This window comes from Bordetella genomosp. 13 (genome assembly GCF_007679965.1).
GTDB lineage: Bacteria > Pseudomonadota > Gammaproteobacteria > Burkholderiales > Burkholderiaceae_B > Bordetella.
Genome location: NZ_VEHL01000003.1, coordinates 1 through 22050, shown reverse-complemented (window position 1 = coordinate 22050; position 22050 = coordinate 1). Strand labels below are relative to the sequence as shown.

Annotated in this window: 19 protein-coding genes and 1 pseudogene; 5 read left to right on the top strand and 15 right to left on the bottom strand. The window is 68.0% G+C overall.

Annotated elements, in window-relative coordinates:
- Positions 1 to 32: 32 nt before the first annotated feature.
- From ppa to metE, 12 genes and pseudogenes are all read right to left on the bottom strand, one after another.
- A complete protein-coding gene (gene ppa / locus FS845_RS08720) occupies positions 33 to 563 on the bottom strand; it encodes an inorganic diphosphatase (protein ID WP_144633247.1) in 531 nt (176 codons plus the stop codon).
- Between the two features lie 3 nt (positions 564 to 566).
- Positions 567 to 2408, bottom strand: a complete 1842-nt coding sequence (locus tag FS845_RS08715; RefSeq protein WP_186332212.1) for a heme biosynthesis HemY N-terminal domain-containing protein — start codon at positions 2406 to 2408, stop codon at positions 567 to 569.
- 3 nt (positions 2409 to 2411) lie between these two features.
- A complete protein-coding gene (locus FS845_RS08710) occupies positions 2412 to 3551 on the bottom strand; it encodes a uroporphyrinogen-III C-methyltransferase (RefSeq protein ID WP_260986241.1) in 1140 nt (379 codons plus the stop codon).
- 480 nt (positions 3552 to 4031) lie between these two features.
- Positions 4032 to 4724: pseudogene (locus FS845_RS08705) on the bottom strand (uroporphyrinogen-III synthase); the annotation flags it as partial.
- 17 nt (positions 4725 to 4741) lie between these two features.
- Positions 4742 to 5686 carry a hydroxymethylbilane synthase gene (gene hemC, locus FS845_RS08700; RefSeq protein WP_144633241.1) on the bottom strand — a complete coding sequence of 315 codons (945 nt, stop codon included), beginning with the start codon at positions 5684 to 5686 and terminating at the stop codon, positions 4742 to 4744.
- Between the two features lie 5 nt (positions 5687 to 5691).
- Positions 5692 to 5814, bottom strand: a complete 123-nt coding sequence (locus tag FS845_RS26795) for a hypothetical protein (RefSeq protein WP_260986220.1) — start codon at positions 5812 to 5814, stop codon at positions 5692 to 5694.
- A complete protein-coding gene (locus FS845_RS08695) occupies positions 5801 to 6517 on the bottom strand; it encodes a TerC family protein (RefSeq protein ID WP_144633238.1) in 717 nt (238 codons plus the stop codon). The genes FS845_RS26795 and FS845_RS08695 overlap by 14 nt, the downstream gene beginning before the upstream one ends.
- Positions 6518 to 6716: 199 nt before the next feature.
- On the bottom strand, positions 6717 to 7415 hold the full coding sequence (locus FS845_RS08690; RefSeq protein ID WP_144633235.1) for a TerC family protein: 699 nt from the start codon (positions 7413 to 7415) through the stop codon (positions 6717 to 6719).
- 285 nt (positions 7416 to 7700) lie between these two features.
- Entirely contained in the window at positions 7701 to 8582 is an 882-nt protein-coding gene (sucD, locus tag FS845_RS08685) for a succinate--CoA ligase subunit alpha (protein ID WP_144633231.1), read from the bottom strand.
- A gap of 19 nt (positions 8583 to 8601) precedes the next feature.
- Complete coding sequence (sucC, locus tag FS845_RS08680; RefSeq protein ID WP_144633227.1) at positions 8602 to 9765, bottom strand: ADP-forming succinate--CoA ligase subunit beta; 1164 nt, start codon at positions 9763 to 9765, stop codon at positions 8602 to 8604.
- Between the two features lie 10 nt (positions 9766 to 9775).
- Positions 9776 to 10402: a DUF2889 domain-containing protein gene (locus FS845_RS08675; RefSeq protein WP_144633224.1), complete on the bottom strand. Its 627-nt coding sequence runs from the start codon at positions 10400 to 10402 to the stop codon at positions 9776 to 9778.
- Positions 10403 to 10696: 294 nt separating this feature from the next.
- A complete protein-coding gene (metE, locus tag FS845_RS08670) occupies positions 10697 to 12991 on the bottom strand; it encodes a 5-methyltetrahydropteroyltriglutamate--homocysteine S-methyltransferase (RefSeq protein WP_144633221.1) in 2295 nt (764 codons plus the stop codon).
- A gap of 151 nt (positions 12992 to 13142) precedes the next feature.
- On the opposite strand from metE, the gene FS845_RS08665 reads away from it, so the two are divergent.
- Positions 13143 to 14063 carry a LysR family transcriptional regulator gene (locus FS845_RS08665; RefSeq protein WP_144633218.1) on the top strand — a complete coding sequence of 307 codons (921 nt, stop codon included), beginning with the start codon at positions 13143 to 13145 and terminating at the stop codon, positions 14061 to 14063.
- A gap of 120 nt (positions 14064 to 14183) precedes the next feature.
- On the opposite strand, the gene recX is transcribed toward FS845_RS08665, so the two are convergent.
- Both recX and recA read right to left on the bottom strand, forming a co-directional pair.
- Entirely contained in the window at positions 14184 to 14750 is a 567-nt protein-coding gene (gene recX / locus FS845_RS08660; protein ID WP_144634528.1) for a recombination regulator RecX, read from the bottom strand.
- A gap of 203 nt (positions 14751 to 14953) precedes the next feature.
- Positions 14954 to 16027 carry a recombinase RecA gene (gene recA / locus FS845_RS08655; RefSeq protein WP_144633215.1) on the bottom strand — a complete coding sequence of 358 codons (1074 nt, stop codon included), beginning with the start codon at positions 16025 to 16027 and terminating at the stop codon, positions 14954 to 14956.
- Positions 16028 to 16221: 194 nt separating this feature from the next.
- Between recA and FS845_RS08650 the strand changes: the two genes are divergently transcribed.
- The 3 genes from FS845_RS08650 to FS845_RS08640 all read left to right on the top strand — a co-directional run bounded on the left by FS845_RS08650 (position 16222) and on the right by FS845_RS08640 (position 20235).
- Positions 16222 to 16911, top strand: a complete 690-nt coding sequence (locus FS845_RS08650) for a response regulator transcription factor (RefSeq protein WP_144633212.1) — start codon at positions 16222 to 16224, stop codon at positions 16909 to 16911.
- Positions 16912 to 17029: 118 nt separating this feature from the next.
- Positions 17030 to 18409 (top strand): sensor histidine kinase, encoded by a 1380-nt coding sequence (locus FS845_RS08645; protein ID WP_144634525.1) that lies wholly within the window; start codon positions 17030 to 17032, stop codon positions 18407 to 18409.
- A 155-nt stretch (positions 18410 to 18564) separates the two neighbouring features.
- The gene (locus FS845_RS08640; protein ID WP_144633209.1) at positions 18565 to 20235 is read left to right on the top strand and encodes an MFS transporter; all 1671 of its coding nucleotides are present in this window, start codon (positions 18565 to 18567) and stop codon (positions 20233 to 20235) included.
- A 430-nt stretch (positions 20236 to 20665) separates the two neighbouring features.
- Here FS845_RS08640 and FS845_RS08635 read toward each other — a convergent pair whose 3' ends face one another.
- A complete protein-coding gene (locus FS845_RS08635; protein WP_144633206.1) occupies positions 20666 to 20884 on the bottom strand; it encodes a hypothetical protein in 219 nt (72 codons plus the stop codon).
- A gap of 152 nt (positions 20885 to 21036) precedes the next feature.
- On the opposite strand from FS845_RS08635, the gene FS845_RS08630 reads away from it, so the two are divergent.
- Positions 21037 to 21936 carry a recombination-associated protein RdgC gene (locus tag FS845_RS08630; RefSeq protein WP_144633203.1) on the top strand — a complete coding sequence of 300 codons (900 nt, stop codon included), beginning with the start codon at positions 21037 to 21039 and terminating at the stop codon, positions 21934 to 21936.
- The last annotated feature ends 114 nt before the right edge of the window (positions 21937 to 22050 follow it).

Here is a 22050-nt window from a genome sequence, read left to right as displayed (position 1 = left end):
TGGGGCTGAACAGATGCCAGCCCAAAGGGAGATCAGCCCTTGTTGTAGCGCTCGGCGCTGCGCGTGATTTCCTCGTGAGCGGCGTCCACGCCCTTCCAGCCCTTGACCTTCACCCACTTGCCCTTCTCGAGGTCTTTGTAGTGCTCGAAGAAGTGCTGGATGCGGCCGATGTCTTCGGCCGGCAGGTCCTCATAGGACTTGATGTTGCGGTAAGGCGGGTACAGCTTCTCGACCGGCACGGCCAGCAGCTTGGCGTCGCCGCCCGACTCGTCGTCCATTTCCAGCACCCCGATGGCGCGGCAGCGCACCACGGCGCCGATCTGGATCGGGAACGGCGTGACGACCAGCACGTCGGCGGGGTCGCCGTCTTCCGACAGCGTCTGGGGGATGTAGCCATAGTTGCACGGATAGTGCATGGCGGTCAGCATGAAACGATCGACGAAGATCGCGCCCGTGTCCTTGTCGACCTCGTACTTGACGGGATCGGCGTTCATGGGGATTTCGATGATGACGTTGAAGTCTTCCGGCAGCTTCTTGCCGGGACCGACGCGATCAAGGCTCATGGTTCAACCTTTGTTGTCTGAAGGGGAATCGGGGATGTGCGGCGCGGGGGCCGGCACGGGCTCGGCCTGAGTCGGCGCACCGGGCGTGGAGGCGGCCTGCCCGGACGCCGGCTGCGCGGGCGCGGCCGACGGCGCAGTCGCGACCGGTACGGGCGGCGTCGACGCGGCCTGGGCGGAGGCGGGCGGCATGGACGCAGGCTGCGTGGACGCGGGCTGCACGGACGCAGGCTGCGTGGACGCAGCGGCCCTGGGTGCGGCCTGGACCGGCGCGGCCGGTTGCGGCGCGTGCCGGGACGCCGCGGGCTGCCCCGCCCGGACAGGCTCGGGCTCGGCCGCGGGCGTATAGCGCGACACCGGCGCCTCGAAGGCCGACGGCGGAATCGGCGCGCTGTCGAAGTAGTCTTCGATGTCGATGGCCGACCGCGACGGCACGGGCGCCGGAACCTCGACGGGGCCGGGACGCTCGTTGAGTTCGCGGGCATCCGGATCGAGTACGTAGTCGGCGACCGGGGCGCGATCGGGCAGCGGCTCGGCCGAGACCGGCGTGGCAGCGCTGGCGGGCAGCAGCGCGTCGTACTCGCCCTCGCTGTCCAGGTGGTGCGGATCCGCGCCCATGTCGGCGGGCGGCAGCGCCCCGTCGGTGGCCAGCACCGGCAGGGCCTGGCGCGCGGCCGTGGCCAGGCGCCAGTGCCGCGCGGCATCGGCGGGACGGTCAAGGCGGTCGTAAAGGCTGCCCAGCAGGGCATGACTTTGCGCGTCGTTGCGGCGCGCCAGGCTGCGCTGCAGATAGCGTTCGGCCTGGCCCCACAGCTGGCCGTTCAGGCACAGCACGCCCAGCGCGGTCAGCAGGTCGGTGTCGGTGGGACGCTGCGCCAGCCAGGTCTCGGCCTTGGCCAGGCGGCGTGGCACCTGCTCGGCCTCGCAACGGGCGTAGGCCGACACCAGCACGGGATTGAAGCGGTCGCCGATGGCGGACTCGAGGATGCGCGCGGCTTCCGCGCCCTCGCCGTTGGCCTCGAAGGCGGCTGCGCCGGCCAGCGCGATGTTGGGCAGCAGGCGTTCTTCGGGCTTGAGGTCTTTCCAGATGGCTCGCCAGCCGTCGCCGGCCATGCCGGCGCGCAGGCGCGCGGCGCCCGCGTGGTCGATCAGCTGTGCGCCCTCGGCCTTGTCCAGCGCATTGCGGCGCAGCAGGCCGCGGGCCAGCGTGAAGACGCGCTCATGGTGCTCCAGCGCCGTCTCGGCGCGCAGCAGCAGCCTGGAGGTGTGCAGGTGGCGGGCGCCGCCGTCCTGCAGCGGCGCCAGGGTTTCCAGTGCCTGCTGCGGCCTGCCCTGGTCCAGCAGCATGTCGGCCGCGACCGTGGCGGTGGCTTCCTGCAGGCCGGCGTCATCTCCCGCCTGCTCGCGGGCCGCGTCGATCATGCGATCGCGGCGCGCGAACTCGCCCAGGCCGTGCGCCGAACGGGCCGCGGCCAGCGCCGCCAGCACGCGGCGGCTGCGCACCTTGCTTTGTTCGAACAGGCGGGTGAGGTCTTTCTCGGCATGCGCGAAACGGCCTTCCAGCATGCCGATCCAGCCGCGCTCGAGCAGCTCGTGGTCGCGCGCCTGGGCACGGCGGCCGCGCCAGGCGCGCACGCGCTCGGGGATGGCCAGCAGCCACGACAGCAGCCGCAGCACCACGTACAGCACCACGAAGGCCGCCAGCAGCAGCAGCACCGCCAGGGTGAGGGAGATCTCGATGCGCCACGGCCAGATCAGCAGCAGCACATTGCCAGAATGCTGGCGCAGCATGACCGCCAGCGCCACGGCCACGACGGCCAGCAACAGAGTCCAGAGCCAGGTACGCATGCGTCAGTCCTGCCCGTCTGCCTTGTTGCCGGCGGCGCGCAGCGCCGCAAGGGTGCTCAGGCTGTCGGACACGTCCGGCACCTTCACGGCGATCTCGACCTGCGACAGGTCGCGCGCCAGCGCGCGGGCGGCCGCGGTCTCCGGCGAACGCGTGTCGAAGTAGCGCGCCAGCGTGTCCTGCACGTTGTCCAGCTCGGTCTTCCAGATGGGCTGCTGGCGCATCAGCATGGCCAGCTGCACCGTCATCAGGCGCTGGCGCAGCGTCGAACGTACCGTGGCGGCCTGCTCGGGCGACAGCAGCAGCGCGGCGGGCTCGTCCACGCGCTGCACGCGTATCAGGTCGCCCAGCTCGTGGGCCACGGCCTGTCCGGCGCGCGACGGCCAGGATTCGACCTCGGCGCGCCAGCGCTGCCACCAGGGCGCGTCGGCGGGCAGCTCGGCCACCGGCGCCGCCGCGGCGGGCGCCTGCTGGGATGCGGGCGTCTCGGCATTGGCATCGTTGGGCTGCGGGTTGGGCGCGGCGTCGTCGGGGACCAGCATGGGCGCGCGCGAAACGATGGCGATCAGGCGCTCGATGCGGGCCGACTGCGCGGGCAGGTCGACCGTGGTGACGGTGCGCAGGCGGTCCAGGTCGCCGTTGATGCTTTGCTGCAGGCCCGCCAGGCGTGGCCGGTCGGCCTGCGCCAGGCGCGACTGCGCGGTCTCCAGCGCCACGATGGCGTTGTTGACGTTGCCCGCCAGACGCAACTGCTGGCTGGCCAGCGTGACCATGCGCTCGACGTCGTTGACCAGGATCTCGTCGCTGGCGCCGCTGCTGAAGGTCTGCCAGGCCTGCTGCAAGGCCGAGTTCTGGGTCTGCACGTCGCGGATGCGGCCTTCCAGGTCGGCGACCTGGTTGGTCTGCGCCTGGGCCAGGGCCAGCGCCTGGCGGCCTTCCTGGCGCGCCTGCGACAGTTCACGGCTCAACTGGTCCAGCCGGGCGGCCACTTCCTGGCCCGCCTGCAGGGACTGGCGGCGCTGCGCCCACAGCGCGGCGCCCAGGCCCGCGGCCAGCAGGACCACGATGACCAGCGCGGTGATCAGCGTGCTGCTGACGGAGCGCGCACGGGGCGGCTTGGGCGGTTTGGGCGGCGGGGGGGGCATTGGGGGCGACTCGGGCCGCGACGGCGGCACGCTGGACGCGGGAGCTGCGGGCGTGGCGCCGCCGGAAGCGCCCGACGGCACGGCCGGGCGGATATCGGAGGTGTTGTCTGTCATGACGCGATTGTATTCGTTGGAGGCTTGGACGACGACTCAAGCGGCAACAAAGGCCTCGAAGATCGCCTCATCGGCAGGCATACAGATTTGTACCACCATGTCGGCAAGGACGTCATTGCCAGGCGTTACCGCGGCAACTGGAGCTGCCACGGCCGACGCAGCGGCGGGCGATGCAGAAGCGGGCGATGCCTTGGCAGCCGATGCCGCGGCAGCCGGCGCTGCGGCAGCCGGCGCTGCGGCGAGCGACGCAGAGGCCGCCGAAGCGGTGTCCGCCGACCCAGCAGGGGCCGATGCCGTGTTGTCCGGGACTACGCCGAACGACGTCATTCCGGGCGTGGCCATTCCCTGCGGCACGGCCAGCGCGACGCGCAGCGCACCGGCCAGCCGCGGATGCGTGAGCACGAAGCGGCATCCCCGCCACCATTGCAGCAGCCCCGCGGCGCGTACCGCATCGGCCGTGGCTGCGATGCCCTCGCCGCTGGTCAGCAGCCAGGTGGCCGGCACGCCCTGCCCGGCCCAGGCGCGCAGCGCCTGCACGGCATCGGCGGGCCACGCGGCAGGCAGGCGCCGATACACCGCGTGGCGCGTGACGGCCACGCCGGCCGCGGCCAGCTGATCGGACAGCCAGTCGCGTCCCTGCGTGCCGCGCACCAGCAGCGCGCGACGCGGCAAGGGACGCGCGGACAGCAATTGCCAGAGCGCCTCGGAATCGTGCGCCGGGGCGTGGGCGGGCGGATGCAGGATGACGGCAGCGGCGCCCAGCAGGCCCGAGTCGGCCAGCACCCGTGCGCTGCCCGGACCCACCGTGGCCGCCACGCAACCGGCGGGCCACCCCTGTGGCAGATGCGGCGCCACGCGGTCGAGATACAGCCGCGCGGCGTTGCCGCTGACGAACACCACCAGATCGTAGTCGTGCGGCAGGGGCGGCGGGCCGTCGGCCGGCAAGGGTTCGATGGCCAAGGCAGGCAGGCACAGGGAATGCCAGCCGGCGGCGGACAGCCGCTGGGCCAGGGCCTCGTTGCGTCCGGCGGGCCGGGTCAGGATGGCGATCGGCGACATGGCGCTGCCGTCGGCGCTCAGGACGAAGCGTCGTCCCGCAGCAGGACCGCCAGGATGTCCTGCGCCCCGTCGTCCAGCAGCTGGCGCGCCACGTCGGCGCCGATGTCGGCCGCCCGCGCGACGGCGCCCTGCCCCTCGGCCCGCACGATGCGGGTGCCGTCGGGCGAGGCCACCAGCGCCCGCAGCGACAGTTGCTCGCCCTGCACCCGCGCGAACGCGGCCAGCGGCACCTGGCACGAGCCGCCCAGCACGCGCGAGACGGCGCGCTCGGCGGCGGCGCAGGCCTCGGTGTCGGGATGGGCCAATGGCGCCAGCCAGGCGCGCAGGTCGGCGCGATCCGCACGGATCTCGATCCCCAGCGCCCCCTGCCCGGCGGCGGGCAGGCTGTCCTCGGTGTCGATGAGCGAGCGGATGCGGCCGCCCAGGTCCAGGCGTTGCAGTCCGGCGGCGGCCAGGATGATGGCCGCGTACTCGCCGCGGTCCAGCTTGCCCAGGCGCGTGTCGAGATTGCCGCGCAACGGCTGCACCCGCAGGTGCGGAAAGCGGGCACGCAGTTGCGACTCGCGGCGCAGGCTGGACGTGCCCACCACCGCGCCGTCGGGCAGCTCGGCCAGCGAGGCGTAGACATTGGAAACGAAGGCGTCGCGCGGGTCGGCGCGGTCGAGCACCGTGCACAGCTCGAACGGCGCCTGCAGGTCGACCGGCACGTCCTTCAGCGAGTGCACGGCCAGGTCGGCACGGCCGTCCAGCAGCGCGGTTTCGAGTTCCTTGACGAACAGGCCCTTGCCGCCGACCTTGGACAGCGTGCGGTCCAGAATCTGGTCGCCGCGGGTGGTCAGGGTGAGCAGCTCGACCGTACAGGCGGGGTAGATCGCCTGCAGGCGGCTGCGTACGTGTTCGGCCTGCCACAGCGCCAGCCTGCTGGCGCGTGTGGCAATGACCAGGCGTTGCGGATCCGCCACGATGGTCAGACGAATCGGGACAGGATCACCGTGGCCACCACGCCGAGGACGGCGAGGACGAACAGGCCTTGCAGCAGGCTCAGGCCCGATTCGGATTGCTGGGAGTTGGCCGTCTTATGCAGCGCCATGCGAGGATTCCTTGGAAGCGGTTTTGCGGCTGGCCAGCCACCGTCCCAGGATAACGACAAGCAGCGCGCCAGCAATTTCGACACCGATTTTAACCGCGGCCGGCTGAACGCCGAATCGCTGCTCGATGAAGATGTCGGTGACCAGCATGCCGCCCGCGATCCAGCCCAGCAGCGCCGCGCCGAAAGTGACCACCAGCGGGAAGCGGTCGATCAGCTTCAGGACCAGCGTGCTGCCCCAGATGATGATGGGCACGCTGATGACCAGGCCGAAGATCACCAGGCCGAGCTGGTGGTCGGCGTGGGCGTTCTGCGCCGCGCCGGCGATGGCGATGACGTTGTCCAGGCTCATGACGAAGTCGGCCACGATGATGGTCTTGACCGCGCCCCAGATCGAAGCCCCGCCCTTGATCTCATGGTCCTCGTCCTCGGGCATCAGCAGCTTCACGCCGATCCACAGCAGCAGCAGCGCGCCCACCACCTTCAGGAAGGGGATGGTCAGCAGCGTGAGCGCGAAGGCGATCAGGATGACGCGCAGGATGATGGCGCCGGCGGTACCCCAGAGGATGCCTTGCAGGCGTTGCTTGGGCGCCAGGTTGCGGCAGGCCATGGCGATGACCACGGCGTTGTCGCCACCCAGCAGGATGTCGATCATGATGATCTGGAATACGGCTGCCCAGCTGAGGGTCTGGAAAAACTCGAGCACTTGGAATCCCCCGAAAAACGTCGTCTACAGACTGTTGATACAAAAGCTTTGCCGCGCCACCGCCCCCGCTGCCCCCCGAAAGGACCGCTTCTTGCCTGGCACGATCTGAAAGCACAAAAGAAAAGCCGGCTTCGACCCCCGAGACCCCCGCGTAATTCGGGGGCTTCGAGGGGCGAAGCCGGCTATTGTAGTTCAGCTATCAGTCAGCTTTTTGGCGGGCGAGAAAAATTTTTCCCAATGCCAGGACCAGCAGCGCGCCTGCCACGCCCACCATCATGCCGAAGGCATGGTGCGTCACGCCCAGCGCCGCGTCGATGCGCGCCACGGGCTCTTGCAGGGCCGGGTCGCCCACCAGCAGTTCGCCGGCGATGAAGCCCAGCAGCGCCGCGCCGATCCAGACGATCAGCGGGAAGCGCTCGATCACCTTCAGCAGCAGCGTGCTGCCGAAGATCACCAGCGGGATGCTGATGGCCAGGCCCACGACCAGCAGCGTGGTGTCGCCCATGGCCGCGGCGGCCACGGCCACCACGTTGTCCAGGCTCATGACCAGGTCGGCGATCATGATGGTACGGATGGCGGCCATCAGGGTGCCGTGCTTCTTGTCGCCGCCGTCGTCTTCGCCTTCGGGCAGCAGCAGCGTCACGCCGATGTACACCAGCAGCACCGCGCCGATCAGCTTGAGGTACGGCAGCATCAGCAGCTTGGCCGCCACCAGCGTCAGCACGATACGCATCACGATGGCCGCGGCCGACCCGATGACGATGGCCCGCTTCTGTTGCTCGGGGGGCAACGAGCGCGCGGCCAGCGCGATCACCACGGCGTTGTCGCCGGACAGCAGAATGTTGACCCAAATGATCTGGAGCAATGCGATCCAGAATGCTGCAGAACTCAGTTCCATGCCTCTCTTTTCCCAGGTTTATAGGATCCCCGTGTCGCGTGGATGAGCGCACGCGGCCCGCGACGGCCGGTGTGCGCAGACCCGCGAGCCGGGACCGTCTTGAGGCATGCGCGAGCGACGGTTCTATAAGCGGAAAACGCGAGGTCAGTCCATGATTATAGTTTCAAGGACCTGTCAGATTGAAAGCGCTGCGGGGCGGATGCGCAACATTGCCCGCGCGCCCATGAAAACGGCCCGCCGAAGCGGGCCGATCTCGGTGCCGGACCAGGCCGGCGGCGCGGTGGATTACAGCACCGACTTCAGCAGCTTGCCCATTTCGGACGGGTTGCGCGTGGTGCGGATGCCGCATGCTTCCATGACTTCCAGCTTGGCGTCGGCCGTGTCGGCGCCGCCGGAGATCAGGGCGCCCGCGTGGCCCATGCGCTTTCCAGGAGGCGCCGTGACGCCGGCGATGAAGCCGACCACCGGCTTCTTCATGTTGTCCTTGGCCCACTGGGCGGCGTTCACTTCGTCCGGACCGCCGATCTCGCCGATCATGATGACGGCGTCTGTGTCGGGATCGTCATTGAACAGCTTCAGGACGTCGACGTGCTTCAGGCCGTTGATGGGGTCGCCACCGATGCCGACGGCGCTGGATTGGCCCAGGCCCAGTTCGGTGACCTGCGCCACGGCTTCGTACGTCAGGGTGCCCGAGCGGCTGACGATGCCGATGCGGCCCTTGCGGTGGATGTGGCCGGGCATGATGCCGATCTTGATTTCATCGGGCGTGATCAGGCCGGGGCAGTTCGGGCCCAGCAGCAGCGTCTTGCTGTTGATGGCCTTCATGCGGTTGCGCACTTCCAGCATGTCGCGGACCGGGATGCCTTCGGTGATGCAGATCGCCAGGTCCAGCTCGGCCTCGACGGCTTCCCAGATGGCGACGGCGGCGCCGGCGGGCGGCACGTAGATCACCGACACGGTGGCGCCGGTGTTGGCCTTGGCATCCTTCACCGAGGCGTAGATGGGAATGCCCTCGAAGTCCTCGCCGGCCTTCTTGGGGTTCACGCCCGCGACGAAGGCAGCCTTGCCGTTCGCGTAGTCGCGGCACATGCGCGTGTGGAACTGGCCGGTCTTGCCCGTGATGCCCTGGGTAATGACCTTGGTGTCTTTATTGATCAGAATCGACATTGTGAATCCTTGGCAATGATTACTTGGCGGCCGCTTCGACGACCTTGGTGGCGGCTTCGGCCATGGTGTCGGCGCTGATGATCGGCAGGCCCGATTCGGCCAGCATCTTCTTGCCGAGTTCTTCGTTCGTCCCCTTCATGCGCACGACCAGCGGCACGTTCAGGTTGACGGCCTTGCACGCGGTGATCACGCCTTCGGCGATGACGTCGCAGCGCATGATGCCGCCGAAGATGTTGACCAGGATGGCTTCCACGCTCTTGTTCTTGAGCATGATCTTGAAGGCTTCCGTGACCTTCTCGGCCGTGGCGCCGCCGCCGACGTCCAGGAAGTTGGCCGGCTCGCCGCCGAACAGCTTGATGGTGTCCATGGTGGCCATGGCCAGGCCGGCGCCGTTGACCAGGCAGCCGATGTTGCCGTCGAGCTGGATGTAGGCCAGGTCGAACTTGCTGGCCTCGATCTCGGCCGGATCCTCTTCATCCAGGTCGCGGTAGGCCACGATCTCGGGATGGCGGAACAGCGCGTTCGGGTCGAAGTTGAACTTGGCGTCCAGGGCGATCAGGTTGCCCTTGCTGTCGCAGTTCAGCGGGTTGATCTCGACCAGCGAGGCGTCGGTGTCCATGTAGCACTCGTAGAGCTTCTGGAACAGGTCGACGGCCTGGTCGACCGAGTGGCCAGACAGGCCGATCGCGGCGGCGATCTTCTTGCCCTGCTCGGCGGTCAGGCCGGCCTTGGGATCGACGTATTCGTTGATGATCTTCTCGGGAGTGGAGTGGGCCACTTCCTCGATGTCCATGCCGCCTTCGCTGGAGGCGATGAACGCGACCTTCTGGGTGGCGCGGTCGGTGACCAGCGACACGTACAGTTCGTTCTTGATGTCAGCGCCTTCCTCGATGTACAGGCGGTTGACCTTCTGGCCTTCGGGGCCCGTCTGGTGCGTTTTCAGCTGCATGCCCAGGATTTCGGACGACAGCTTGCGCACTTCGTCGATGGAGCGGGCCAGCTTGACGCCGCCGCCCTTGCCGCGGCCGCCCGCGTGGATTTGCGCCTTGACGACCCAGACCGGCCCACCCAGCTTCTCGGCGGCTGCCACGGCTTCGTCGACGGAAAGAGCGGGAATGCCGCGCGGCACGGGGACGCCAAATTGCTTCAGCAGTTCCTTGCCTTGATACTCGTGGATTTTCATGTGTTACCTGTCAGGACGTATGGGAAAAAGAAGGTGAATCGATGGACCGCGGCCCGGCGTCGGAATCGGATTCCTCGGCCGGGCTGTCGGCCCGCCCCGTGTACCACCTGGGGTAGTGCTGGAGTACGACCTCGCCGTCGGTGCGCAGCGCATGGCAGCCGTCCAGCTGGAACGGCCGCCGGTCGGACGCCGCGTTCTGCTCGCGGCGGCGGCCGGACATGGTCTGCACCGCCGCGGTGGGAAGCACCAGCGACAGTTCGGTCATGTGGGTACAGCCCTCGATGCCCGCGAAACGGTCCTTGACCTGATGGCGGAACCCTTTCAGGAGGTTCATGCCCACCAGGCCAGCGTACGCCTGGTCTATGGCCGTACAGTGAACATCGTAGGGAGCTGCGTCGTAGGCAGCCTGCGCGGCGACGATCGTGTACGAGGCGTCGATGGTGATGCGCAGGTGCATGTGATGGATGTATTGGCCGGCCTTCATCACGTCGCCTTCGCTGCGGATGAAGTCATAGCCCTTGTAGTCGATCAGCTCGGCTTCCAGGTCCCACAGGCCATCCTCGCGGCCATACCCCTGCACGCGTATCGAACGCGTGTGGATGGGTTGGCGACTGCAGTCCGGCGGGGGCAAGGGCATTGTGGGGGCCTGTTTCTGGCCGTGCGGCGGGGTTGGCCTGCCCCGCCGCGGCGCGACTTCGCTATCGAGCTGCCCGCGCCTGCGCGGAAGGGTTCCGTGCATGGCGCCGCGCCACGTCGCCAGGGCCGGCTTCCGGCCCTGCTGGGCCGAAAAAGGCGCCGCATGTACGTGGCTTGCAGTAAACGGCCAAGTGCGACCGTTTGCCGCAGAGCAGCAAATCTGACGAAGTATAACGCAGCCCGCCTCCGCGTTCAGCCCGCCGTGTAGGCCGGCTGAACGGGCGCGGCGGGCGTATCAGGCCGCCGAGCGCAGGGCGCGGGCCGCCTCGACCATGCCCACCAGCGCCGCCTCGGTCTCGGGCCAGCCGCGCGTCTTCAGGCCGCAGTCCGGATTGACCCACAGCCGGTCCTTCGGCAGGCGAGCCGCGGCCTTCTGCATCAGGTCGACCATCCAGCCCACCTCGGGCACGTTGGGCGAATGGATGTCGTACACGCCCGGGCCGATGTCGTTGGGATAGCGGAAGTCCTCGAACGCCTTGAGCAGCTCCATGTTCGACCGCGAGGTCTCGATGGTGATGACGTCGGCGTCCATGGCCGCGATCGACTCGATGATGTCGTTGAACTCCGAATAGCACATGTGGGTGTGCACCTGCGTGCCCTCGGCGACGCCGGCCGTGGACAGGCGGAAGCAGTCCACCGCCCAGTCCAGGTAGGCCTGCCAGTCGGCGCGGCGCAGCGGCAGGCCTTCGCGGATGGCCGGCTCGTCGATCTGGATGACGCGGATGCCGGCCTTCTCCAGGTCGACCACCTCGTCGCGCAGCGCCAGGGCCAGCTGGCGGCACGTGGCCTCGCGCGGCTGGTCGTCGCGCACGAAGGACCACTGCAGGATGGTGACCGGGCCGGTCAGCATGCCCTTGACCGGCTTGTCGGTCAGCGACTGGGCGTAGGACGACCAGCCCACCGTCATCGGCGCGGGACGGGCCACGTCGCCGAAGATGACCGGCGGCTTCACGCAGCGCGAGCCGTAGCTCTGCACCCAGCCGTTGCGGGTGAAGGCGAAGCCGGCCAGCAGTTCGCCGAAGTACTCGACCATGTCGTTGCGTTCGGGCTCGCCGTGCACCAGCACGTCCAGGCCGACCTTCTCCTGGAAGCGGATGACTTCCTCGATCTCCTTGCGGATGGCTGTTTCGTAGGCGGCATCGCTGATCGCGCCGGCCTTCCAGTCGCGGCGCAGCGCGCGGATCTCGGCGGTCTGCGGGAACGAGCCGATGGTGGTGGTCGGGAACGCGGGCAGCTTCAGCTCGGCCTGCTGCGTGGCGATGCGCCGGGCGAAGGGCGCGCGGTCGCGCGGCACCTGCGCCTGGTCGGCCATGCGGCGGGCCACGGCGGGATTGTGGATGCGCGGCGAGGCCTGGCGGGCCTGCAAGGCGTCGCGCTGGGCGGCCAGGGCCTGCTGCACGGCCGGATCGGCGCCGTCCAGCGCCTGGCCCAGCAGGCGCAGCTCGTCCAGCTTCTGGGCGGCGAAGGACAGCCAGCGCTTCAGTTCACCATCCAGTTCGGTTTCGTGGACCAGGTCGACCGGTACGTGCAGCAGCGAGCACGACGGCGCCAGCCACAGGCGCTCGCCCAGCTGCTCGCGCACGGGGGCCAGGGCCCGCACGGCGGCGTCCAGGTCGGTACGCCAGATGTTGCGGCCGTTGATGACTCCCGCCGACAGCACCTGCGCCGGATCCACGGCGGCGGCCACCTCGGCCAGCTGGCCAGGCGCGCGCACCAGGTCCACGTGCAGGCCGGCCACCGGCAGCTTGGCGACCGTGGCCAGGTTGTCCTTCAGGCCGTCGAAGTACGTGGCCAGCAGCACGCGCACGGGCGACTTGGACAGTTGCGCATACACCTGGGCAAAGCCATCGCGCCAGGCTTGCGGCAGGTCCAGCACCAGGATGGGTTCGTCGATCTGCACCCATTGCACGCCCAGGCCGGCCAGGCGCCGCAGCACCTGCTGATAGACGGGCAGCAGCGCGGCCAGCAGGTCCAGCTTGGCGGGATCGGCGGCGCCCTGCGCAAAGGCGTCGCCCTTGCCCAGCCACAGCCAGGTCAGCGGGCCGGGAATGACGGGCTTGGCCTGCAGCCCCAGCGCCTGGGCTTCCTGCACCTGTTCGAACAGGTATTCGCGGGCGATGCGGAACTGCTGGCCCGGGGTCAGTTCGGGCACGATGTAGTGGTAGTTGGTGTCGAACCACTTGGTCATCTCGCAGGCGGCGGCCGGCTTGCCGCTGGGCGCGCGGCCGCGGCCCATGCGGAACAGCGTATCCAGCGACACCGGCTCGGCGTCGCGCTGGCCGAAGCGGGCCGGCACGGCGCCCAGCAGCGTGGTCCATTCCAGGATGTGGTCGTACCAGGCGAAATCGCCCACGGGCACGAAGGCCAGGCCGCGCTCGGCCTGCAGGCGCCAGTGGGCGGCGCGCAGTTGGCGGCCGGTGTCGCGCAGCGCCTCGGCGCTCTGCTTGCCTGCCCAGTACGCCTCGACCGCGCGCTTCAGTTCGCGCTGGACGCCAATGCGCGGGAATCCAAGGTTATGAATGATAGTCATATAAACACTCGACCCAGGCAAAGGTTGTTCAACAAGCCTCGTATTCTGCTCGCGGCGCTACGTGAGACAAAATCAATCTCTACATTCATTAGTTGAGACTGGTTCATATAATGACGACATCGCCTCATTGCGCCTGCGCGCCCCTTCCCCAATGCTCGAAGTCCGCCACCTGGAAACCCTGGCCGCCATCCGCGACGGCGGCAGCCTGCAGGAGGCCGCCGAACGGCTGCACCTGACGCAATCGGCGCTGTCGCACCAGTTGCGCGACCTGGAAACGCGCCTGGGCGTGCCGCTGCTGAACCGCCGTACCCGCCCCGCCCGCCTGACCACGGCCGGCTTGCGCATCCTGGCGCTGGCCGACGACGTGCTGCCGCGCCTGCGCGCCACCGAGCGCGAGCTGCAGCGGCTGGCGGCCGGCCGCACCGGCCGGCTGCATCTTGCGATCGACTGCCACTCGTGCTTCCAATGGCTGATGCCGGCCATGGACGCCTTCCGGGTACAGTGGCCGGACGTGGCGCTGGACCTGTCCGCGGCGTTCTCGTTCGCGCCGCTGCCCGCGCTGGTGCGCGGCGACCTGGACCTGGTGGTGACGTCGGACCCGCAGCAACTGGAGTCCGTGACCTACCTGCCGCTGTTCCGCTACGAGATGGTGCTGGCGGTGTCGGCGCAGAATCCGCTGGCGGCCGTGCGCCACGTGGCGCCTGAACAGCTGGCCGACCAGACCCTGATCACGTACCCCGTGGACCGGCAGCGGCTGGACGTGTTCACGGCGTTCCTGGATCCGGCCGACGTGGAGCCCGCGGCGGTACGCAAGGCAGAGCTGACGCCGATCATTGCGCAACTGGTGGCCAGCAACCGCGGCGTGGCCGCGCTGCCCAACTGGGCACTGGCCGAATACCTGAGCCAGAGCTGGCTGCGCATGTGCCACCTGGGGCCGCACGGCGTGTGGCGCACGCTGTACGCCGCGGTGCGCACCGAGGACAGCGAGACGACCTATATCGATGAATTCCTGACGATTGCGCGGGACGTTTGCTTCAAGACCCTGGAGGGGATCAAGGCGGCGCGCAGCTGAAAAGCGCTTTGGATCGAGGTTCGAATCGCGCGTTTGGAACGGGGCGTCTGGAATTTGCAGGTCTGCAATCGAGCGCCTCGGATCGCGCGTCTGCGAACCCCGTCCCAACAGCCTGGCGCTTCAGGCGTCCTCGTCGCCCTCGCCCAGGATGCGGCGGATGACGTCGTGGGCGAACCCGCGGCTGGTCAGGAAGCGAGCCTGCTTGGCATAGGCGGCGCGGTCGGCTGGCTTCTGGCCGAAGCGCTTGCGCCAGGCCTCCAGTGCGCGGTCGTACTCGGTGGCGCGCATTTGGTCGCGCAGTTCGGCCACCTTGTCGGCGTCCAGGCCGTATTGCTTCAGCTCCTGGACGACGCGCGCGGTGCCGCGCTGCGGCGCGCGCCGGTGCACCAGGCTTTGCGCGAAGCGTTCGTCGCTCAGCCAGCCTTCGCGCTGGAGATCGTCCAGCAAGGACTCGATCTGCTCGGGATCCTCGGCATGGGGCCGAAGCTTGCGCGCCAATTCGCTGCGCGCATGCTCGCGACGCGACAGATAATTCACCGCCCGAGCCTTGAGCGACAGCCCGCGCCGCGCCGGATCGCGTTGCGCGGACTTGTCCTGAGCGGAATCACCCTGCACGGAGGCGTCTGGGCCGGATGTACCAGGGGCGAACTCGCCCTGGCCGGGCCCGCCGGCAGCCTCTCGCGACATGTCGCCGTCGGGCACGTCTTTCCTGGACGACTTCGACGCGGAACGCCTGGACCCGGCATACCGGGATGACGTACGAGTGATGACCTCGTTCGCGGGCTGCCCCGGCAATGCTTCCTCGCCGGCTACCCCGCCCCGAGGCCGCACCGTCTCGAACTCATCGTCGAGCGACGGGGCGGACCCACGGCGGTAGCCGGACTGGCGAATCACTCGTCGCTGCCCTCGTCGGCCTCTTCGGCGGTGGCCACGAAGGCTGCCGCGCGGCTGACGATGCCCGCATTCTCGCGCACGCGGTTCTCGATCTCGATGGCCATGTCCTGGTGCTCTTTCAGGTACTCGCGGACGTTGTCCTTGCCCTGGCCGATGCGGTTGCCGTTGTAGCTGTACCAGGCGCCCGACTTGTCGACCACGCCGGCCTGCACGCCCAGGTCGATGATCTCGCCTTCGCGCGAGATGCCAGCGCCGTACATGATGTCGAACTCGGCCTGCTTGAACGGCGGCGAGACCTTGTTCTTGACGACCTTGACGCGGGTCTCGTTGCCGATGACCTCTTCGCCCTTCTTGATGGAGCCGATGCGGCGGATGTCCAGGCGGACCGATGCATAGAACTTCAGCGCGTTGCCGCCCGTGGTGGTTTCGGGGCTGCCGAACATGACGCCGATCTTCATCCGGATCTGGTTGATGAAGATGACCATGCAGTTGGTGCGCTTGATGGTGGCGGTGAGCTTGCGCAGCGCCTGGCTCATCAGCCGGGCCTGCAGGCCCGGCAGCGAGTCGCCCATTTCGCCCTCGATTTCGGCCTTGGGCACCAGCGCAGCCACCGAGTCGATGACGATGAGGTCGACCGAGCCCGAGCGCACCAGCGCGTCGGTGATTTCGAGCGCCTGCTCGCCGGTGTCCGGCTGCGAGATCAGCAGGTCGGTCAGGCTGACGCCCAGCTTGGACGCGTACTGGACGTCGAGCGCGTGCTCGGCGTCGATGAACGCGCAGGTGCCGCCCAGCTTCTGCATTTCGGCGATGACCTGAAGGGTGAGCGTGGTCTTGCCCGACGATTCCGGACCGTAGATCTCGACCACGCGGCCACGTGGCAGGCCGCCCACGCCCAGCGCCAGGTCCAGTCCCAGCGAGCCCGTGGACACGACCTGGATGTCGTGTTCGACCTCGTTGTCGCCGTAGCGCATGATGGAACCCTTGCCGAACTGCTTTTCAATCTGCGAGAGCGCCGCGGCCAGCGCCTTGGCTTTTTCGGCGGAGGCGGCCTTGCTGGTCTTGTCAGTCATGGAAGATCCTGTTTCCGGCCTGATGAATTTCAAGCCTCGTGAATTTCGACGGCGATTATTGCATCGGATTGTACTGGATAAAAATCCAGTATGCCAATTTTTTCCTCGTATACCCGCAGTGGCAAGGCCCGTGCGCCGTGCCAGAATGCGGCCATCCTGCGTGCCGCCCCCCAACGATACCGAGACCACGCCGCATGCGCATCCTGATCGCCGAAGACGACAGCATCCTGGCGGACGGCCTGTCCCGTTCGCTGCGCCACAACGGCTACGCGGTCGACGCGGTGCGCGACGGCATGGCCGCCGATTCCGCGCTGGCCGTCCAGCCCTTCGACCTGCTCATCCTGGACCTGGGCCTGCCCCAGATGCCCGGCCTGGAAGTGCTGCGCCGGCTGCGAGTGCGCAACTCCGCGCTTCCCGTGCTCATCCTGACAGCCGCCGACAGCGTCGAGCAGCGCGTCAAGGGGCTGGACCTGGGCGCCGACGACTACATGGCCAAGCCCTTCGCCCTGTCCGAGCTCGAGGCGCGCGTACGCGCCCTGACCCGCCGCGGCGCGGGCGGCGGGGCCACCATGGTGCGCCATGGCCGCCTGGTGTTCGACCAGACGGGCCGCGTGGCCACCGTCGACGACCAGACGCTGGACCTGTCCGCGCGCGAGGTCAGCCTGCTGGAGATCCTGCTGGCCCGCAGCGGCCGCATGGTCAGCAAGACGCAACTGGTGGACCACCTGTGCGAATGGGGCGAGGAAGTCAGCAACAATGCCATCGAGGTCTACGTGCACCGCCTGCGCAAGAAACTCGAACCCAGCGGCGTGAAGATCATCACGGTGCGCGGGCTGGGCTACTGCCTGGAGCGCGAACAGGGTGCCGCGGCCCATACCCACTGACGCATCGGCAGCACCGGAACCGCTGAACCAGGAGGCCCTGGACGCCCTGTCGGGCGGCGCGCAGGGACCGGCCTTCATGCCGCCGCAGCGCTCGCTGCTGGGCGAGATCCTCGACTGGATGCTGGCGCCGCTGTTCCTGCTGTGGCCCATGAGCGTGGCCATCACCTACGTGGTCGCGCAGAACATCGCCAACGTGCCCTACGACCAGGCGCTGGCCAACAGCCTGCGCATCCTGGTCCACCAGGTGCATGCCGAGGATGACCGCGCCGTGCTGCGCATGACCGATCCCGCGCGCCAGGTGCTGCGCGTGGACGAGACCGGCAGCGTCTTCTGGCTGGCGCTGGGCGGCAGCGGCGAATACCTGGGCGGCGACCGTGCCCTGCCCGTGCCCGCCAATCTGGGCGCGCCGCAGCCGGGCCAGGTGCTGTATGCCGACGACGCGCTGCGCGGCTTCGGCGTGCGGCTCGCCTACACCTGGGTCGACCTGAACCTGCCGGACGGCCGGCCCGCATTGGTGCTGGTGGCCGAGACGGTCGAGCGGCGCACGCGGCTGGCCAACGACATCATCAAGGGCGTGATCATCCCGCAGTTCGTGGTGCTGCCCGTGGCGGTGCTGCTGGTGTGGTTCGGTCTGAGCCGCGGCGTGGCGCCGCTGAACGCCCTCCAGCAGCGCCTGCGGGCGCGACGGCCCGACGACCTGTCGCCCATCGACGAGCGCGCTGCCCCCACCGAGATCGCGCCGCTGGTCGGCGCCATGAACGAGCTGCTGGACCGCCTGTCGTCCAACGTGGACGCGCAGCGCCGCTTCGTGGCCGACGCCGCGCACCAGTTGAAGACGCCGCTGGCGGGCCTGCGCACCCAGGCCGAGCTGGCGCTGCGCGACGCCAGCCCCGAGGAGATGCAGTCCAGCCTGCGGCAGCTGGTGACGGGCTCGGAGCGCGCCACGCGCCTGGTCAACCAGCTGCTGCTGCTGGCCCGCGCAGAACATCCCGATTCGGCCGGCCTGGCGCCCGCGGACCTCAACGCCATCGCCTACGAACAGACCCAGCAGTGGGTGCCACAGGCGCTGTCGCTGTCGACCGACCTGGGATTCGAGGACGCCGAGGCGCCCGTGCTGATCAACGGCAACCATATCCTGCTGGCCGAACTGCTGAACAACCTGATCGACAACGCGCTGCGCTACACGCCGCGCGGGGGCCACATCACCGTGCGGGTGCGCACGGAAGACGGCGAAGGCGTGCTGGAAGTCGAGGACTCGGGTCCCGGCATTCCCCCCTCCGAGCGCCTGCGCGTGTTCGACCGCTTCTACCGCGTGCTGGGCACGCAGTCCGACGGCAGCGGCCTGGGCTTGGCCATCGTGCGCGAGATCGCCCAGAAGCACCGTGCGCGTTTCGGCATCGAGGACCACCCCACCTCGTTCTCTGCCCTGCCCGGCACCCGCATCTGGATCGCCTTCCCGCCGCTGCAAACCGAAGCAGCCGAGGATTTGGACGTGTAAATTTACATATGGTTTCAAAAGTAAGACTCGGGTAAGGGAAGCGTCAGACCCTCGTCAGCCTCGACGCCTACCTTGTAGGGCAATCCGGCGCGCAGCGCATCACGCAGCCGGAGCGAGCACGGTGGAACACCACCGGCCATCAACGAGGAGACACCATGAGCACAAGCACCCTGGCAGGGAATTCCTCCGCGCCGCGTCCCATGACGCGCGACGAACGACGCGTAGTCTTCGCATCGTCGCTCGGCACGGTTTTCGAGTGGTACGACTTTTACCTGTACGGCTCGCTGGCGGCCATCATCGCCGCGCACTTCTTCTCCGGCGTCAACCCGACCGCGGCCTTCATCTTCGCGCTGCTGGCCTTCGCGGCCGGTTTCGCAGTGCGCCCGTTCGGCGCGCTGGTGTTCGGCCGCCTGGGTGACCTCGTGGGCCGCAAGTACACCTTCCTGGTCACCATCGTGATCATGGGCCTGTCCACCTTCCTGGTCGGCATCCTGCCCAGCTACGCCAGCATCGGCATCGCGGCGCCTATCATCCTGATCGTGCTGCGCCTGCTGCAGGGCCTGGCGCTGGGCGGCGAGTACGGCGGCGCGGCCACTTACGTGGCCGAGCACGCGCCGCACGGCCGCCGGGGCTTCTACACCAGCTGGATCCAGACTACCGCCACGCTGGGCCTGTTCCTGTCGCTGCTGGTGATCCTGGGCGTGCGCGTGGTCATGGGCGAGGATGACTTCCGCGCCTGGGGCTGGCGCATCCCCTTCCTGATCTCCGTCATCCTGCTGGGCATCTCGGTGTGGATCCGCCTGCAGCTCAACGAATCCCCCACCTTCCAGCGCATGAAGGCCGAGGGCAAGGGTTCGAAGGCGCCGCTGACCGACGCCTTCGGCAAGTGGTCCAACCTGAAGGTCGTGATCCTGGCGCTGCTGGGCCTGACCGCCGGCCAGGCCGTGGTCTGGTACACGGGCCAGTTCTACTCGCTGTTCTTCCTGACTCAGACGCTGAAGATCGACGCGAACACGGCCAACATCATGATCGCGGTGGCCCTGCTGATCGGCACGCCGTTCTTCGTGATCTTCGGTTCGCTGTCCGACAAGATCGGCCGCAAGCCCATCATCATGGCAGGCTGCCTGATCGCCGCGGTCACGTACTTCCCGATCTTCAAGGGCATCACGCACTTCGCCAACCCCGCGCTGGAAGCGGCCCAGGCCTCGGCCCCGGTCACCGTCATCGCCGACCCGGCCACGTGCTCGTTCCAGTTCAATCCGGTGGGCACGGCCTCGTTCACCAGCTCGTGCGACGTCGTCAAGTCGTTCATGGCGCGCAACGCGGTCAGCTACCAGAACCAGGCGGCGCCGGCGGGCTCGGTGGCCATCGTGAAGATCGGCAACGACCAGTTCACCTCGTTCGAAGGCGCAAGCCTGCCCCCGGCCGAGTTCAAGGCCAAGTCGGCCGAGCTGGACAAGTCCCTGACCGCCGCGATCCGCAGCCACGGCTATCCCGCCAAGGCCGACCCGGCCCAGACCAACTACGTGATGGTGACGCTGCTGCTGGCGATCCTGGTGCTGTACGTGACCATGGTCTACGGCCCCATCGCGGCCATGCTGGTCGAGATGTTCCCCACCCGCATCCGCTACACCTCGATGAGCTTGCCGTACCACATCGGCAACGGCTGGTTCGGCGGCTTCCTGCCTCCGGTGGCCTTCGCGGTGGTGGCTGCCACGGGCAACATCTACGACGGCCTGTGGTACCCCATCATCATCGCCGTCATGACCCTGGTGATCGGCACGCTGTTCGTGCGCGAATCCAAGGACAACGACATCAACGCATGACCCTTTCCCCCGCCGGGTCGGACCGCTGCGCCGGCCTGGCTTTTCAAAGCTCCTCAGGGAGCTTTTTTTTCGTTCGTCGCCGGGGACCGGCGCAGGTTCAGGGCTATGTCAGCCCTGCGGATTTAGACTGGCGGCTCAGATCACGGTCTTGCATAACTTCTTCGGGCAAACGATCCCCTGCACGTCGAAGGCAGGGCCTTATTCTGACACCGATACCGTGTCCCCCGCGAGCCTTTCTGACGCGGTATTGTGTGCCCCGTACGGCCCGACACATTGTGTCGGGCCTTTTTTTCGCGCGCGTAGTTCGCCAGCACCTGGCCCGCGATCCGCCCGTCCGAGCCTCGCTTTTCCCGCCCCCAATACGAACGGCCCGGCGCATTGGATTGCACCGGGCCGTCCTTGCGCGGGCCGGCGGCCCGCCCAGGCAGGCTCAGCGGCGCATGCCCGCGCCGACGACCAGCACGCCGACCACGATCGCCGCGATACCCGCCCAGGCGGGGATCGGCACCGATTTCTCGGTCTCCGCCGTCGCCTTCACGGAACCGACCTGCAGCACGGTCTCTTCCGAGGTGTAGTTGAAGCCCTTGTAGGCCAGTGCTGCGATACCCAGCACGATCAGGACGGCACCCACGATGGACACTGGTTTCATGGGCATTCTCCTTCATGGAGTTGATGGTGTAGCGGACAGTACCGGATCATCCGTCCCCTGTCCGTGACAGATAGTGTCCCTCGATACGCCGCGGAAACAGGCACGCCCCACCCGTCGGGGTCGTATAGAATCCACCCTTTTGCCCCGACGCCATGTGGTTCAAGAATCTCCGGATCTACCGACTCTCCTCGCCCTGGACGCTCTTGGGTGAGCAACTCGAGGACGCCCTGTCCGCTCATGCCTTCAAGAGCGGCAATTCCCTCGAAATGCAAAGCATGGGCTGGATCCCGCCGCGCGAGAACGGCGGCCTGGCCCATACCGTGAACAAGCAGGTCCTGCTGTCGCTGCGTGCCGAAAAGAAGCTGCTGCCCACCACGGTGATCAACCAGGTCTCCAAGGCCCGCGCGCAGGAGATCGAGGAAAAGCAGGGCTACAAGCCCGGCCGCAAGCAGATGAAGGAAATCAAGGAGCGCGTCACCGAAGAACTGATGCCGCGGGCGTTCAGCATCTATCGCGACACGCGCGTGTGGATCGACACCGTCAACCACTGGCTTGTTATCGACGCCGCGGCGTCGGCCAAGGCCGACGAAGTCATCGGCCTGCTGGCCAAGACCGTCGACCCGCTGCCGCTGGAAAACCTGTACGTGGCGCAGTCGCCCGCCTCCGCCATGACCAATTGGCTGGCCGACGACGAGGCCCCGTCGAACTTCACCATCGACCAGGACACCGAGCTGCGCGCCTCCGGCGAAAGCCGGGCCGCCATCCGCTACGTCAAGCACACCATCGACACGGAGGACGTGCGCCGCCACATCCAGTCGGGCAAGCAGTGCACGCGCCTGGCCATGACCTGGGCCGACCGCGTGTCGTTCGTGCTGACCGAATCACTGGACATCAAGCGCGTCGCGCCGCTGGACGTGCTGAAGGAAGGCACCGACACCGTCATGCAGAACGACGACGAGAAGTTCGATTCCGACATGGCGCTGATGACGGGCGAACTGGCCAAGTTGATGGCCGATCTGGTCGAGGCCCTGGGCGGCGAGAAGCGCGACTGACGCGCGACCGATCCGGCCACGGAAAAGGACGCCCGGCTGAACTGACCCCAAGAAGTTGGACAGTTTAGGAAGCTAGAGGCTCAAGGCCTGAGTTCGGTACTGAACCGGGCTCAG